Here is a 14,143-nt window from a genome sequence, read left to right as displayed (position 1 = left end):
ATCATGGATGTGGATTTAATCTTTAAAATAGCAGGATTGGGAATTCTAGTAGCAATAATACATACTTTACTTGATAAGTTTGGTAAAGAAGAATATGCATATATTGTAACTTTAGTAGGATTGGTATTTGCTTTTGGCATGGTAGTTAATTTAGTAAGTAAACTTTTCGACAATCTAAAAATATTGTTTAGATTATAGTGAGGAGAATCGTTATGGATATTTTCAAAGTAGTTGGTATTGGTATAATAGCTACCATTGCAATAGTAATACTTAAAAATGTAAAATCGGAATTTGCCTTATATATAAGTTTAATTACTGGTGTTATTATATTTACCATGATTTTAGGTGAATTGTCCTATGTAATAGAGACCTTAAATACTTTAGCTAGAAGAGTAAATATAGAATTTGCATATTTTTCTACAATTCTCAGAATAATTGGAATGGCTTATATAGTAGAATTTGGAGCACAACTATCTAGAGATGCAGGAGAAGAAGGTATAGCTATGAAGATAGAATTAGGTGGTAAAGTCATGATTATGGTTCTAGCGATACCCATTCTTCTTGCACTTATGGAATTGATTATAAAAATACTTCCTTAAAAGGTGAAACTTATGAAAAAAATTTATATTTTATTTATTTTATGTATGTTGATGTTTGGAAGCAATGTATATGCAGAAGAGTTAGATTTATTTATTATAGACGAACAAATAGACGCTTTAAATATTGGAGAACTAGAAAAAATAGTAGAAGATACCATAAAAGAAAATGAAATACTACCTCAATTTAATGTAAGAGAATTTTTAATAAATCTCGTAAAAGGAAATGTATCTTTAAGTCTTAAGGATATAGGAAAAGGGCTTTATCAAATATTCTTTAAAGAAATAAGAACATCTTTGATATTATTGGCTAAAATTTTAGTGATTACACTTATTTCTTCAATACTTACAAATCTCCAATCTACTTTTGAAAATACTTCTGTTTCTGAGTTGGCTAACTATATATCCTATGTTCTAATAGCGATTTTAGTAATTAGTAGTTTCAATCAAGTTATGGACTTAGCAAAGGGTACTATTGATAAGATGGTTGGATTTATGCAAGCTATTCTTCCAGTTTTACTTACATTACTTACAGCGGCTTCTGGACCTAATACCAAGATTTTATTTCATCCTATGATAATAATGACAGTAAATCTTATCGGTATTTTGATAAAAACTATAATTTTACCTTTAATATTTTTTTCGTTTATTATAAGTATTATAAGCAATATATCTAGCAGAGCAGAGTTTAGTAAATTATCTGAATTAGGTAGACAAGTAATAACTTTAATAATAACTGGTGCCTTAACTTTGTTCATAGGAATCATTACTATATATGGATTAGGTACCAAAATAGATGGAATAACCATAAGGACAGCTAAGTTTGCTATAGATAAATTTATTCCCATAGTGGGAGGATTTCTATCAGATGCTGTTGATGCAGTGGTAGGATGTTCTGCTATTCTTAAAAATGGACTTGGATTTATTGGACTTTTAGTCCTATTGTTTATATGTATACTACCTGTAATTAAGATTATAGTGCTTTTGTTTACCTATAAAATAATTACAGTTGTTATTCAGCCTATTGGTTCACCAAACTTAGTTGAGTTTTTTAATCAAGTTGGAAAATCACTGTTGCTTATTTTAGTTAGTTTAATTTCAACAGGAACAATGTTTTTTATTACTATAACTATTATTGTGGAAGCAGGTAATAGTTTACTAATGTTAAGGTAGGTGAAAGGATGAATATAATAACTTTTTTATCCTCTTGGCTAAAGGATATTGTAATACTTTTTATACTTATATCTATTGCAGAACTTGCAATGCCTAATGGAAATATGAAAAAGTATATCAATATGGTAATCGGTTTACTTATTATATTTACCATAGTAAGTCCTTTTGCAAAACTAATTAAAATGGATTTTAATTTAGATAAGGCGGTATTTAATTATTCACGGTCAAGTAACTCAAATGGAGAACCTAAAAATAATTTCTATGCTGAACAGGAAAAGCAAATAGAAAAAGTTTATAAAGAAAAAATATGTAGAGAAGTTACAGCACTAATTGAGGATAATACAGACCATAAAGTCCTAGATATTAAAGTTGATATACTGAATACAGAAGAACATTATGGGGAAATAGACAATTTAAATATTATTCTAGGAAATAAAGAAAACTCATCTAAGGATAAGATTTCCATAGATAATATAGTTCCTGTTGAGATAAATAAAAATCAAAACCATAAAAAGACATCAGAAGATGATTTTGAAAGTTTAAAAGAATTAATAGGAAACAGTTATTCAGTTAATAAGGACAAGATAAACATAAAAAATAATGAAAAGAGGAAGGATGAGTAGGATGAAAGAAATTCTCAATAAGATCAAGGAATATCTAGAAAAAAATAATAATAAAAAATTTATTAATAATTTATTCATAATATTACTGGTATCTGTCATATTTTTAATTGTAACCAATAATTTTTTAAGACCTAAAGAAGAAGGTATTGAAAATCCAAAAGAAAATACTAAGGAGGTATATAAATATGAATCTGAAGAAGATTATAGCAGTTATTTAGAAAAAAAATTAACTAATATTCTTACCAAATTAAATGGAGTAGGCAAAGTAAGTGTTATGGTAACTTTGGAGAACAGTATTGAAAAGGTCGCCGCTTCAAATACAACAAAGACTACAGAAGAAACCATAGAGAATGATTCAGAAGGAGGGACAAGGGAAATACACAGGGAAGATATAACCACTCAAGTAATGACTAGAGGCAGTGATGGATCGTTATTAGTAGTAAAAGAAATAAAACCTACTGTACAAGGAGTTATTGTAGTTGCAGAGGGGGCAGATGATCCTATATTAAAAGAGATGCTCTATGAGGCTGTAAAGACTGTCTTAGGCATAAAGGGAAATAAAGTTCAAGTATACTCAAGTAAATAAGGGGGAATAGCTATGTTTAAAATTAAAAGACCAGCAATTATCGGTTTATTAGTAGTATTATTGGTATTTACAGGATACTTAAATCACGAATTGACACAACAAGCTCAACGTAAATCATCAAGAGATTATCAAAACCATGAGTTAGCAGAAATGGCCAAGATGAACAAAGAAAATGATTTAGAAGAAGATACGACAGAAGTGGATTTAGAGAACCTAGATACAGTTGATTCAGCTGAAGTATCTAGTGATAGTGTTGATGTAATAGATTCAGCTAAAAATGATGAAAATGAAGCTTTAGAAACCATGTATACAGAAGGAAGTAAAGGGATTAAGAACTACTTTGTTGAATATAGATTATCTAGAGATAAATTAAGGGCTACTTTAGTAGATAGATTAGATCAAATTGTAAATAATGAAAAAACAGCAGAAAATATAAGAACGGATGCTCAAAAAGAAATAATTAAATTAGGAAACAATTCAGAGCAGGAACTTCAAATTGAAGGATTAATAAAAGGGAAAGGTTTTGAAGATGCAATAGTATTTTTAACAGATAAAGATATTAAAATAGTTGTATCAAAAGATGATCTAAATGAACAAGATATGGTAAAGATCTTAGACATAGTAAAATCGGAGACAGAATATAATGCTAATAATATTAAAATAATGAAAAAGCAATAGGAAATGTTTGTAAATAGGATAATCCTTTGATATAATAACTTTAAGAACTATAGTAGCAATGGAGGTGTTTGTTTTGAATGAGTTTTCAAATAATGAAAGTATTGAAAATGGAACAGTAAAAATCGCAGATGACGTAGTTGCAATTATTGCTGGAATAGCAGCTACAGAAGTAGAAGGTGTAGCAGGTATGAGTGGCGGTATTACTGGTGGCATTACTGAAATGTTAGGAATGAAAAATTTATCTAAGGGTGTTAAAGTAGAAGTTGGAGATGAAGAAGCAGCCATAGATTTATATATCATAGTAGAATATGGCTCAAATATTTCAGAACTAGGAAAGAAAGTGCAAGAAAATGTTAAGAATACATTGGAAACTATGACGGGGTTAAATATCATAGAAGTAAATGTAAATATTTTAGGTGTAAACTTTCCAAAAGAGCCTAAGATAGAAGCAGAAGCAAGAGTAAAGTAGTATTTTACCCTCTGATTATCAGAGGGTAATTTTAAATACTAGAAAGGAGATACCAATGAAGATAATTGATAGGTTTATTATTGCTTTATTTTCTTTATTTGTATTAGCATTATCTGTATTTTTAATCATAATTCCATTCAATATAAATGGTTTTTTTTCAATTCAAAATATGAATTATTTTATTTTGAGTATGCACAGAAACTATTATTATACTTTGTTTGGAATTCTTTTATTTATTGCCAGTATAAGAATTATATTTTCAGGATTTTCTAGAAAAGGTGTGGAAAGTAAAGGTGGTTCATATTTAATTACTAGAAATGATTTAGGTGAGATAATGATTTATTCTGCTACAATAGTTTCTCTTGTGGAAACTGCAGTTGAAAAATTTTCAGGTGTAAGTAATATAAAGATTGATGTAGAACTTATAGAAGGACAAGTTGGAATTAATCTTACAGGAGATGTATCTCCGGGAGTTAGTATTCCAGAGGTAACTAAAGAGTTACAATCTGTAGTTAAGGGATATATTGAAAATGCAACAGGAGCTAAAGTAAGTGAGATAAATGTAAAAACAAATAATGTATCAGTACCTACTAGAGCAATACGATAAAAATGAGGTGTGATATGATTAAACAAATATTAAGAGAACTTCTAGAGATTATCAATAATAATAGAGGAAAATTTTTTGGAGCCTTGGCAGGATTCTTAGTAGCTGTTTCAATTCTTATTATTGGTTTTTTTAAAACCTTGTTTATTTTTCTATGTACTTGTATAGGATATATTCTAGGAAGCAAATCATATAAAAAAATAGACTTTAGGGAAATACTAGAAAAGATACTTCCTCTAGGTGGTAGAAGTTAATAATTATAGTTTGAATTAATTAGGAGGAAAACATGGGAAGAAAACAAGCAAGAGAAGGAACTATGAAATTGCTTTATCAAATGTCAGTAAATGAAGATTTTTCTGATGAGGCTTTGGATGTTTATTTTACGGAATATACTTTTGATGAATCAGAAAAAGAGTATATACTAGATGCTATAAATCAGATAAAACAAAATGTAGATTCCATTGATAATTATATTGAAAAACATTTGGAAGGCTGGAATATCCATAGAATAGCCAAAGTTGATTTGGCAGTTTTAAGAATAGCTGTATATGAAATTATATATAGAAAAGATATTCCAGTTCAGGTATCCATTAATGAAGCCATTGAAACAGTAAAAAGATACAGTACTGAAGAATCTTTTAAATTTATAAATGGAGTTCTGGGAGGGCTAGTTCGTTCTATTAATAAAGAATAATTCTTAGGAGGTAGGTCATGGGACCTCTAAAGGTAAGTGAAGTTAATAACTATATTAAAAGAGTATTTTTATCTGATATGATTTTATCTTCTTTAAGTATAGAAGGAGAAATTTCTAACTTTAAACATCATTATAGCGGACATATGTATTTTAATCTTAAAGATGAAAAGGGAAAGATTAAATCAGTTATGTTCAAAAGTGATAATGAGAATTTAAAGGTTAAATTAGAAGAAGGCATGAAGATAATAGCAACAGGATATATCTCCCTATATGAAAAAGAGGGAGATTATCAATTTTACATTAGACATATTAAAGAAAGTGGTTTAGGAGATCTTTATAGGGAGTTTGAAGAATTAAAAAAGAAGCTAGAATCTGAAGGGCTATTTTCAGAAAGCAATAAAAAGAAAATACCTACTATGCCTAAAAAGATAGGTATAGTAACATCATCTACTGGTGCTGCCATTAGAGATATTATTACGGTAATCAAGAGAAGATTTCCACCTTGTAACATATTAATATATCCATCCTTAGTCCAAGGACCACAAGCTCCCAAGGAGATTTGTAAAGGTCTTAAATATTTAGATAGCAGGCAAGATATAGATTTAATAATTACAGGAAGAGGTGGTGGTTCCATAGAAGAGTTATTTGCCTTTAACGATGAATATGTAGCTAGAACTATCTACGATCTAGAAACCCCTATTATATCTGCCGTAGGTCATGAAACGGATTTCACCATAGCAGATTTTGTTGCAGATTTAAGAGCTCCCACACCTTCAGCTGCTGCAGAACTTGCTGTACCCAATATATGTAGTTTAAATAATGATCTACAAAATAAATATAATAGATTAATCAAAGGGATTTTACAAATTCTTGGACAGCATAAAGTAAGGATAAATCATTTAAATAAAAATTTAAAGTTTTTTAATCCAGTGAATCAGTTAAAAGATAAAAGACAGGAATTAGACAATTTATTTAAAGACTTAAATTATCTAGTGGAAAAGAACTTTATGAACAGGAAAAGTCAACTAGGAACCTTAAAAAATAGCCTAGATTTATTAAATCCATTATTAGCTTTAGATAGGGGTTACGGTATTTTAATGAATAAAGATGGAAAACTTATTAAATCCGTTGAAAATATCGTATTAAATGAAGAAATCGATATATTGCTAAAGGATGGACAAATAAATACAATAGTAAAAGCTATTGATAAAGGAGGATTAGCAGATGAAGAATAAAAATTTAGCTTATGAAGATGCTATTTCAAAATTAGAATCTATTTTAGAAGAATTAGAAGAAGATGGCTGTACCTTAGATGAATCCATTGATAAATTTAAAAAAGGTATAGAATTATATAATTACTGTAATAATTTATTATATAAGGCAGAAGGAGAAGTAAAGATTTTACTAGAAGATAAGGAAGGCAATATGTTAGATATTGAATTCCCTATGGAGGGATAGTTATGGATTTAAATAATGAGCTAAAAAGAATTAATTCTGTAATTGACATGGAATTTAAAAATATATTTAAAGACAAAGATGTTTATCAAAAAAGGATTATCGAGACAATAGATTATAGTTTATTTACTGGTGGTAAAAGACTAAGACCTATAATGGCTATTAAAAGCTATGAACTTTTTAAAGATGATATAGAGGAAATATTGCCTTATGCAGTAGCTATCGAAATGATACATACATATTCTTTGATACATGATGACCTACCATCAATGGATGATGATGATTTTAGAAGAGGGAAACCTACTAGTCATAAAGTATTTGGTGAAGCTATGGCAATTTTAGCAGGAGACGGTCTTTTGAATTTAGCTTTTGAAACCATGGCAGATCATATAGATAAAAAAGCTAAGACTATTGAAGATTATAAAAAATATACTAAAGCTTTTAAGGAAATAAGCGGGTATTCCGGAATATACGGTATGATAGGAGGACAAGTAGTTGATCTTCTAGCAACTCATAATACTATGTCTGAAGAAAAACTTCTATTTATGTATAAGACTAAGACTGCTGCCTTAATCCAGTCCGCTTTAGTAACAGGTGCTATTATTGGTGAGGCTTCAGATATTGAGGTAGAAGCTATGAGGGAATTTGGATTAAACCTTGGGTTAGCATATCAGATTAGAGATGATATTCTAGATATAAATCAGGATAAAATTATAAAAAAATTGACCTATTTATCATTTCATGATTTAGATAGAGCAAAAATAGCAGTGGAGGAATATAGTAATAAGGCAATGAATTCTTTAAAAGGATTAAACAATAGAAATACTGACTTCTTTGTGGCTTTAACTGAAGAACTAATAAGTCGTGATAAATAAGATTTGTTGAATTTGAATATTATTTATGCTATAATATTTTTAGCTTGAGTGGTACAGTATTCTAGTCAGTACAACTATTCTAGAGGGCGGGGCTAAAAATCCGTCGAAGGGCATATCGATGAAGTTCCTTGTTTCGGCTTGCGACGCCCAGTCGTGGGCTGTTGCTGGGAGTAAGAGGGATGGGGCGATCTGCAATGGCATGCAGGCGTTGACCCTACTCTCGTGGAGACATGATAATTTAGAATAAATAATCATGATAAACCTGCTATGTCTTGGGACAAATAGCAGAGTAGCCTGCCTTGAGTGAAGTATGGCGGATGATAAGTTCAATTTAAATTGTTGAAGGGCCCGATACATTTTAAATTCTGTTATCGAAACCTATTTTGCAAAAGAGGCTAAGGAATAGAATGGCTGTAGAGGAAAACTCCTAGACTGTTCCAAAAGAAGTAAGCTGTGGATTACAGTGCGGACTAAGTGGCAATCCAGTTCTATCTTTGGTGACAAGATTGTAATAGAATTAAAGGGAAACCGCTGTTATGGCGACAGACAGTTTTTATTAGGGAAATCCTGCTGGACCTAAAGCCGTAAGATTTACACAGTTTACTACCACTCTTAAAGCTGATAGCTTATGGCTATCAGCTTTTTGTATATACAAATGTATTTACATATAAGTAATTGGAGGTAGCATATGAATAAAAAAGAAGATGAAAAAACCTTTAGTAGTAGATATAATATAAAATGGGTTTTTCTTATAAGTATATGGACTTTTTTCATGTCTGGTACTATTTCAATAATTACTGAAAATCTAGTAAATAATTTAGATATTTTAATGGCCTTTTTTGTTCTAATTATAATAATGCTAATAGGTATTATATTTGATATTATTGGTATAGCCGTAACAACAGCCGAAGAGAAACCTTTTCATGCTATGGCAGCGAATAAAGTAGAAGAAGCTAAATTTTGTATAAAGCTTGTAAGAAGTGCAGGACAAGTTTCTAACTTTTGCAATGATGTTATAGGAGATATTTGTGGTATAGTCTCTGGAGCTGCTGGTACTACAATAATATACAAATTAATGTCAAGATATGATTTAATAAATGGAACAGTTTTTAGTATAATTATTACATCATTAGTTGCATCACTAACTGTAGGTGGTAAGGCGTTTGGTAAGTCTATAGCCTTGCTTAATTATGAAAAGATTATTTATGGTATAGCTAAGATATTAAATTTTATCAATAAACACTTAGGCATAGATATATTACCTAATAAAAGAAAAAATAAAAAGTGACTAATATGGAGAGATGATAAGTGAAAAAAAGAGCAGATATAATTCTTTATGAAAAGGGTTTAGTAGATTCACGAGAAAAGGGTAAAAGAGTAATAATGGAAGGTTCGGTTTTTGTTGGGAATCAGCGTATAGATAAACCAGGGGAAAAAATAGATGAAAATACAGAAATTACTATTAAAGAAAATCCGAATATATATGTAAGTCGTGGAGGATTGAAACTAGAAAAGGCTATAGAATTATTTGACTTGAATTTGGAAAACAAGGTTTGCATGGATATAGGGGCTTCTACTGGAGGATTTACGGACTGTATGTTAAAAAGCGGAGCATCTAAAAGCTTTGCTGTTGATGTAGGATATGGACAGTTAGATTGGAAACTAAGAAATGACTCAAGAGTAATAGTTATGGAAAGAACTAATATAAGAAATGTAACTAAGGAAGATATTAAAGAGGAAATTGACTTTATATCCATTGATGTATCTTTTATTTCTTTACGCTTGGTTTTACCTGTAGCTAAGAGTTTATTAAGCGAAAATGGAGAAATTATTGCATTGATAAAACCACAATTTGAAGCTGGTAGAGATAAGGTAGGTAAAAAAGGAATAATTAGAGATAAGGATATTCACTTTGAGGTGATAAAAACTGTAGCTGAATTTTCTAATGAACTTGGGTTAGGAGTTTCATGTCTTACTTATTCACCTATAACTGGAGCTACTGGAAATATTGAATTTCTAATATATTTAAAAAATAATATAAATGATGCTATTAAGGAAGAATTAATTGCCAAAGTTATTGAAGAAGCTCACAATACTCTTAGTTAAATATGATTTTAATCATTTGGGGGTTTTTATATGTTAGTTGAATTAAGTATTAAAAATTTTGCAATTATTGAGGACTTAAAAATAAATTTTACTAAGGGTTTAAATATTATTACAGGAGAAACAGGATCGGGAAAATCAATTTTAATTGAAGCCATAGGTATAATTTTAGGTTCAAGGTCCAGTCGAGATTTTATTCAATCTGGGAAGGAGAAAGCATTACTAGAAGGAGTATTCCATATAGAGAATCCATCTGTTATAAGACCTATATTAAACGAATACTCCATAGATATGGATGAGGACAATATATTGATTATCTCTAAAGAAATCTATTTGAATGGACCCAGTTTATCTAGAGTAAATGGAAGAAATATTACTTTAACTATGTTAAAAAATATAACAACAAAATTAGTAGATATTTTTGGACAACACGAACATCAATCTCTTTTAGATTCATCTAATCATCAATTATTAGTTGATTCTTTCGGAGATAAAGAATTATTTGAATTAAAATTCCAAATTAAAAATTATTATGAAGAATGGTTAAATGAAAAAAATAAATTAAAAAATCTTTCCATAAGTGGAAGTGAAAGAGATAGAGAAATAGATATATTAAAGTTTCAAATAGAAGAAATACTTGATATTGGATTAACTCCAGATGATGAAAGTAATATAGAAATAGAATATAAAAAACTATCAAATATCGAAGAGATAACTAAGCTTATGGAAGAAACATTACTTTGTATAGACAATGAAAACTTTGATTCTCCCAATATATCCACTTTAATAAATAGAAGTATTTCCGCTATGAATAGTGCAAAAAAGTTAGATGAGGAAATCATAGATTTTCATAAAAGACTTGTAGATATAAATTATGAATTTCAAGATTTATATAGGGAGATGCAAAAATATTTTGAGAATATTTTTATAGACTCAGAAAGATTAAGTTTTTTATATGAAAGAATCAATATGGTAAATAAATTGAAAAAAAAATACGGAAATACCCTAGATGAAATTTTAGCTTTTAAAGATAAGTCTCAAGAAAGGTTAGACGAACTTTTAAACTTTGAAAAAGAATTCGAACAAACAAATGCTAAAATAATTGAACTAGAAAAAAAACTAAAACTTATTTCTGAAAACTTAACAGAAAAAAGAAAAATAATATCTAGAAAATTGGAAACAGATATAAAAGATGAATTAAGCTTTTTAGGAATGACAAAAATAGATTTTAAAGTAAATTTTGAAAAAACTTCTACATTTACTTCTGAGGGAGAAGATAAAATAGAATTTCTTATATCTACAAATTTAGGAGAAGATTTAAAACCTTTATCAAAAATTGTATCTGGTGGAGAAATGTCTAGAATAATGTTAGCTTTTAAAAGCATTTTAGCTTTTTCTGATAAGATACCTACTATGATATTTGATGAAATAGATACGGGAATTTCAGGAAGAACTGCTCAAATTGTAGGAGAAAAAATTCATCAAATTTCAAATAATCATCAAGTAATATGTATATCACATTTGCCACAAATTACTGCATTAGCAGATAGCCATTTTGTTATAAATAAAATTACTTTAGAAAACAAAACTAGAACCATAGTAAATAAACTTTCAGATGAGGATAGAGTAAAAGAAATGGCTAGATTATTAGGTGGCATTGATTTAACAGATACTACTCTTAAACATGCGTATGAAATGATAGAAATGTCTAAAAAAATTAAAAGATCTAATTAATTCATTAAATTTTATAACACAAGCTTCTATATAAAATTTATTTACAGAAAGTATGTTTTTATAAAAGATAAAAGGTAGAATTTCTTATTCATTATAAAAAAAATATACAAATAAGATTCTCTAAAGACTTCCTTATAATATTTTCAAGGTAGTCTTTTTTATATGGAAAAACTTAAGTTAGTTGACATTTAAAAATTTTTTATTAGAGAATAATTAGTTTGAAAAAAGGCTAAATTATATATGAATTTAAAAGTTGGAGGTGAAGACGACTAAGCAAAATAGGAGAGTGATAGTTCTTGGGGAGATTAAAATTTGGCCATAAAATTCTAATTTCGATTCTAATATTATTTATTCTAAGTTTAAGTGTAAAAACTAACAAAATTTTATTTTATCCTTCTAATATAAATGTGGTAAAAGGAGAAAATAAAAGCCTAGATATATCATTTCCATTTTTTTTAAGTATTAACCATGAAAAAGAAAATGTAGTAGAGGCTAGTTTAAGTGCAGCTGAAAATATTGGATTGAAAAAGTCCTATAAATTAAATGGCTTAGATTCAGGAGAAGCAGAAATTCAATTAAAACTTTTAGGTTTTATACCTATAAAAAACTATAATATAAATGTAATTAATAGGCCTCATCTAATACCTGGAGGAAATGCTATTGGTGTCAGACTAAATACAAAAGGTGTATTAGTAGTGGCTGTAACTGATGTAATTGATGTTAATGGAGAAAGAAAGAGTCCAGCTAAAGATGCAGGTTTAAAAGTAGGAGACAGTATTTTAGAGATAAATGGAACAAAAGTTACAGATGCACAGCATGTAGTTAATGTTCTAAATGATTTAAAAGATACTACAGTAGAAATACTTGTACAAAGAAATAAAGCAGAGTTTTTGACAAAATCAATACCTGTTAAAAGTATCCAAGATAATTGTTATAGATTAGGAATTTGGGTAAGAGATAAAACTTCAGGTATAGGAACATTGACTTACTATAACAAAGAAACTAATGAATTTGGAGCATTAGGTCATGGAATTGTAGACACAGATACAGGAGGTTTGCTATCTGTAGAAAAAGGTAAAATAATGAATGCTAAAATATCGAAGATTGAACAGGGTAAAAAAGGAACTCCTGGGGAAATTAGAGGAGTATTTTATGAAACCAAAAACCTGTTAGGAGATATATCAATAAATAGTCCTTATGGTATATATGGAACTATAAATGAAGAAAACTTAAATTTCAATCTTAGTGAACCTATACCAATTGGATTTAAAGAAGAAGTAAAAGAAGGAAAAGCATATATATTAAGTACAGTTGATGATAATAAAGTAGAAAAATTTGAAATTGAAATAACTAAAATACAGCAGCAATCAAAAGCTGATCAAAAAAGCATGATTGTTAAGATTACTGATTCAAGACTTTTAGATAAAACTGGTGGAATAGTACAGGGAATGAGTGGAAGTCCTATAATTCAAGATGATAAACTAATTGGAGCTATTACTCATGTTTTTGTAAATGATCCCACTAAAGGTTATGGAATATATATTGAATGGATGTTAGAACAAACAAATAAGCCTTAAAGGCTTATTTGTTTAAATTTTTTTGAAAAAAAGAAGGAGTTTTTGTAAATTTGTCGAATTAGTATATTATGTTGCTATAAATTTCACGAAACAGGGGGATAAAATATGAGCAAAATAAAAGTTGTAATAGCAGATGATAATAGGGAGTTTAGTGACATTTTAACTCGCTTTATATCATCATATGATGATTTTCAAGTAGTGGGTACGGCAAAGGATGGAATAGAAGCTTTAGAGGTTATAGAGAGAGAAAATCCAGAGGTATTAATATTAGATATAATTATGCCTCATTTAGATGGGTTAGAGGTACTAGAGAGATTAAGAGAGTCCAGTTCATTTAATTCTAATAGACAACCAAAGGTAATCGTATTATCAGCAGTAGGACAAGATAAAATAACTCAAAGGGCTATAGAATTAGGGGCACACTATTATGTAGTAAAGCCTTTTGATTTTCAGGTATTTATAAAGAGATTAAAACAAGTTGTAGGAATTGACAATACTATTATATATTCTAAAGAAACAACTGAATCCTATATGAGCAATGTACCTAATATACCTAGTAAAATTAATATTGCTGGTGAAAAAAACTTAGAAGCAAAAATAACTAAAATAATACATGAAATAGGAATTCCTGCACATATAAAGGGATATTTATATTTGAGAGAGGCTATTTTTATGGTAATAGAGGATATGGACTTTTTAGGTGCTATAACCAAGGAATTGTATCCTAACATTGCAATTAAATTTAATACAACTCCTTCTAGGGTAGAAAGGGCAATTAGACACGCTATTGAAGTAGCTTGGACTAGAGGGAAAATAGATACTATAAATAGGCTATTTGGTTATACTGTAAGCAATAACAAAGGGAAACCAACAAATAGTGAGTTTATAGCACTCATCGCCGATAAGTTAAGATTAGAACAAGAAGGATTATCCTCAAGCTTTTAATTAAAGACACTCTTCAAATTTTCTTTAGAAG

At 28.9% G+C, this 14,143-nt stretch carries 18 protein-coding genes; all 18 read left to right on the top strand.

What is annotated here, in order from left to right:
• Window positions 1-3 precede the first annotated feature (3 nt).
• The 18 genes from spoIIIAC (at window position 4) to spo0A (ending at window position 14,112) form a co-directional block, all read left to right on the top strand.
• A complete protein-coding gene (gene spoIIIAC / locus KQI41_RS09650; RefSeq protein WP_154437922.1) occupies window positions 4-198 on the top strand; it encodes a stage III sporulation protein AC in 195 nt (64 codons plus the stop codon).
• A 14-nt stretch (window positions 199-212) separates the two neighbouring features.
• Window positions 213-599 (top strand): stage III sporulation protein AD, encoded by a 387-nt coding sequence (gene spoIIIAD / locus KQI41_RS09645; RefSeq protein WP_154437924.1) that lies wholly within the window; start codon window positions 213-215, stop codon window positions 597-599.
• 12 nt (window positions 600-611) lie between these two features.
• Window positions 612-1,769 (top strand): stage III sporulation protein AE, encoded by a 1,158-nt coding sequence (gene spoIIIAE, locus KQI41_RS09640; protein WP_154437926.1) that lies wholly within the window; start codon window positions 612-614, stop codon window positions 1,767-1,769.
• Window positions 1,770-1,777: 8 nt separating this feature from the next.
• Window positions 1,778-2,392 carry a stage III sporulation protein AF gene (spoIIIAF, locus tag KQI41_RS09635; RefSeq protein ID WP_154437928.1) on the top strand — a complete coding sequence of 205 codons (615 nt, stop codon included), beginning with the start codon at window positions 1,778-1,780 and terminating at the stop codon, window positions 2,390-2,392.
• The gene (locus KQI41_RS09630) at window positions 2,385-2,978 is read left to right on the top strand and encodes a sporulation stage III protein AG (RefSeq protein WP_229768441.1); all 594 of its coding nucleotides are present in this window, start codon (window positions 2,385-2,387) and stop codon (window positions 2,976-2,978) included. The genes spoIIIAF and KQI41_RS09630 overlap by 8 nt, the downstream gene beginning before the upstream one ends.
• A 12-nt stretch (window positions 2,979-2,990) precedes the next feature.
• On the top strand, window positions 2,991-3,656 hold the full coding sequence (locus KQI41_RS09625) for a SpoIIIAH-like family protein (protein ID WP_154437932.1): 666 nt from the start codon (window positions 2,991-2,993) through the stop codon (window positions 3,654-3,656).
• 73 nt (window positions 3,657-3,729) lie between these two features.
• Window positions 3,730-4,125 carry an Asp23/Gls24 family envelope stress response protein gene (locus KQI41_RS09620; protein WP_229768442.1) on the top strand — a complete coding sequence of 132 codons (396 nt, stop codon included), beginning with the start codon at window positions 3,730-3,732 and terminating at the stop codon, window positions 4,123-4,125.
• A 55-nt stretch (window positions 4,126-4,180) separates the two neighbouring features.
• Window positions 4,181-4,732 (top strand): alkaline shock response membrane anchor protein AmaP, encoded by a 552-nt coding sequence (amaP, locus tag KQI41_RS09615; RefSeq protein WP_154437936.1) that lies wholly within the window; start codon window positions 4,181-4,183, stop codon window positions 4,730-4,732.
• A gap of 14 nt (window positions 4,733-4,746) precedes the next feature.
• A complete protein-coding gene (locus KQI41_RS09610; protein WP_154437938.1) occupies window positions 4,747-4,983 on the top strand; it encodes a DUF2273 domain-containing protein in 237 nt (78 codons plus the stop codon).
• Window positions 4,984-5,015: 32 nt separating this feature from the next.
• Window positions 5,016-5,423, top strand: a complete 408-nt coding sequence (nusB, locus tag KQI41_RS09605) for a transcription antitermination factor NusB (RefSeq protein ID WP_154437940.1) — start codon at window positions 5,016-5,018, stop codon at window positions 5,421-5,423.
• 17 nt (window positions 5,424-5,440) lie between these two features.
• Window positions 5,441-6,658, top strand: a complete 1,218-nt coding sequence (gene xseA / locus KQI41_RS09600) for an exodeoxyribonuclease VII large subunit (protein WP_154437942.1) — start codon at window positions 5,441-5,443, stop codon at window positions 6,656-6,658.
• Window positions 6,648-6,881 (top strand): exodeoxyribonuclease VII small subunit, encoded by a 234-nt coding sequence (gene xseB / locus KQI41_RS09595; RefSeq protein WP_154437944.1) that lies wholly within the window; start codon window positions 6,648-6,650, stop codon window positions 6,879-6,881. The genes xseA and xseB overlap by 11 nt, the downstream gene beginning before the upstream one ends.
• A gap of 2 nt (window positions 6,882-6,883) precedes the next feature.
• Window positions 6,884-7,753, top strand: a complete 870-nt coding sequence (locus tag KQI41_RS09590; RefSeq protein ID WP_154437946.1) for a polyprenyl synthetase family protein — start codon at window positions 6,884-6,886, stop codon at window positions 7,751-7,753.
• A 688-nt stretch (window positions 7,754-8,441) separates the two neighbouring features.
• Window positions 8,442-9,041 carry a hypothetical protein gene (locus KQI41_RS09585; protein WP_216585195.1) on the top strand — a complete coding sequence of 200 codons (600 nt, stop codon included), beginning with the start codon at window positions 8,442-8,444 and terminating at the stop codon, window positions 9,039-9,041.
• Between the two features lie 20 nt (window positions 9,042-9,061).
• The gene (locus tag KQI41_RS09580; RefSeq protein WP_216585194.1) at window positions 9,062-9,859 is read left to right on the top strand and encodes a TlyA family RNA methyltransferase; all 798 of its coding nucleotides are present in this window, start codon (window positions 9,062-9,064) and stop codon (window positions 9,857-9,859) included.
• Window positions 9,860-9,889: 30 nt separating this feature from the next.
• Entirely contained in the window at window positions 9,890-11,590 is a 1,701-nt protein-coding gene (gene recN, locus KQI41_RS09575) for a DNA repair protein RecN (protein ID WP_216585193.1), read from the top strand.
• Window positions 11,591-11,886: 296 nt separating this feature from the next.
• Window positions 11,887-13,167: a SpoIVB peptidase gene (gene spoIVB / locus KQI41_RS09570; RefSeq protein ID WP_154437952.1), complete on the top strand. Its 1,281-nt coding sequence runs from the start codon at window positions 11,887-11,889 to the stop codon at window positions 13,165-13,167.
• A 105-nt stretch (window positions 13,168-13,272) separates the two neighbouring features.
• Complete coding sequence (gene spo0A / locus KQI41_RS09565; protein ID WP_216585192.1) at window positions 13,273-14,112, top strand: sporulation transcription factor Spo0A; 840 nt, start codon at window positions 13,273-13,275, stop codon at window positions 14,110-14,112.
• Window positions 14,113-14,143 lie beyond the last annotated feature (31 nt).

Source organism: Tissierella pigra (genome assembly GCF_018917845.1).
Taxonomy (GTDB): Bacteria; Bacillota; Clostridia; order Tissierellales; family Tissierellaceae; genus Tissierella; species Tissierella pigra.
The sequence above is the reverse complement of the archived record's forward strand: the minus strand, read 5'-3'. Positions and strand labels throughout refer to the sequence as shown.

Excerpts from the sequence above, each read along its gene's own strand:
- spoIIIAC (WP_154437922.1), top strand. The coding sequence starts at position 4 with ATGGATGTGGATTTAATCTTTAAAATAGCAGGATTGGGAATTCTAGTA.
- spoIIIAD (WP_154437924.1), top strand. The coding sequence starts at position 213 with ATGGATATTTTCAAAGTAGTTGGTATTGGTATAATAGCTACCATTGCA.
- spoIIIAE (WP_154437926.1), top strand. The coding sequence starts at position 612 with ATGAAAAAAATTTATATTTTATTTATTTTATGTATGTTGATGTTTGGA.
- spoIIIAF (WP_154437928.1), top strand. The coding sequence starts at position 1,778 with ATGAATATAATAACTTTTTTATCCTCTTGGCTAAAGGATATTGTAATA.
- KQI41_RS09630 (WP_229768441.1), top strand. The coding sequence starts at position 2,385 with ATGAGTAGGATGAAAGAAATTCTCAATAAGATCAAGGAATATCTAGAA.
- KQI41_RS09625 (WP_154437932.1), top strand. The coding sequence starts at position 2,991 with ATGTTTAAAATTAAAAGACCAGCAATTATCGGTTTATTAGTAGTATTA.
- amaP (WP_154437936.1), top strand. The coding sequence starts at position 4,181 with ATGAAGATAATTGATAGGTTTATTATTGCTTTATTTTCTTTATTTGTA.
- KQI41_RS09610 (WP_154437938.1), top strand. The coding sequence starts at position 4,747 with ATGATTAAACAAATATTAAGAGAACTTCTAGAGATTATCAATAATAAT.
- nusB (WP_154437940.1), top strand. The coding sequence starts at position 5,016 with ATGGGAAGAAAACAAGCAAGAGAAGGAACTATGAAATTGCTTTATCAA.
- xseA (WP_154437942.1), top strand. The coding sequence starts at position 5,441 with ATGGGACCTCTAAAGGTAAGTGAAGTTAATAACTATATTAAAAGAGTA.
- xseB (WP_154437944.1), top strand. The coding sequence starts at position 6,648 with ATGAAGAATAAAAATTTAGCTTATGAAGATGCTATTTCAAAATTAGAA.
- KQI41_RS09590 (WP_154437946.1), top strand. The coding sequence starts at position 6,884 with ATGGATTTAAATAATGAGCTAAAAAGAATTAATTCTGTAATTGACATG.
- KQI41_RS09585 (WP_216585195.1), top strand. The coding sequence starts at position 8,442 with ATGAATAAAAAAGAAGATGAAAAAACCTTTAGTAGTAGATATAATATA.
- recN (WP_216585193.1), top strand. The coding sequence starts at position 9,890 with ATGTTAGTTGAATTAAGTATTAAAAATTTTGCAATTATTGAGGACTTA.
- spo0A (WP_216585192.1), top strand. The coding sequence starts at position 13,273 with ATGAGCAAAATAAAAGTTGTAATAGCAGATGATAATAGGGAGTTTAGT.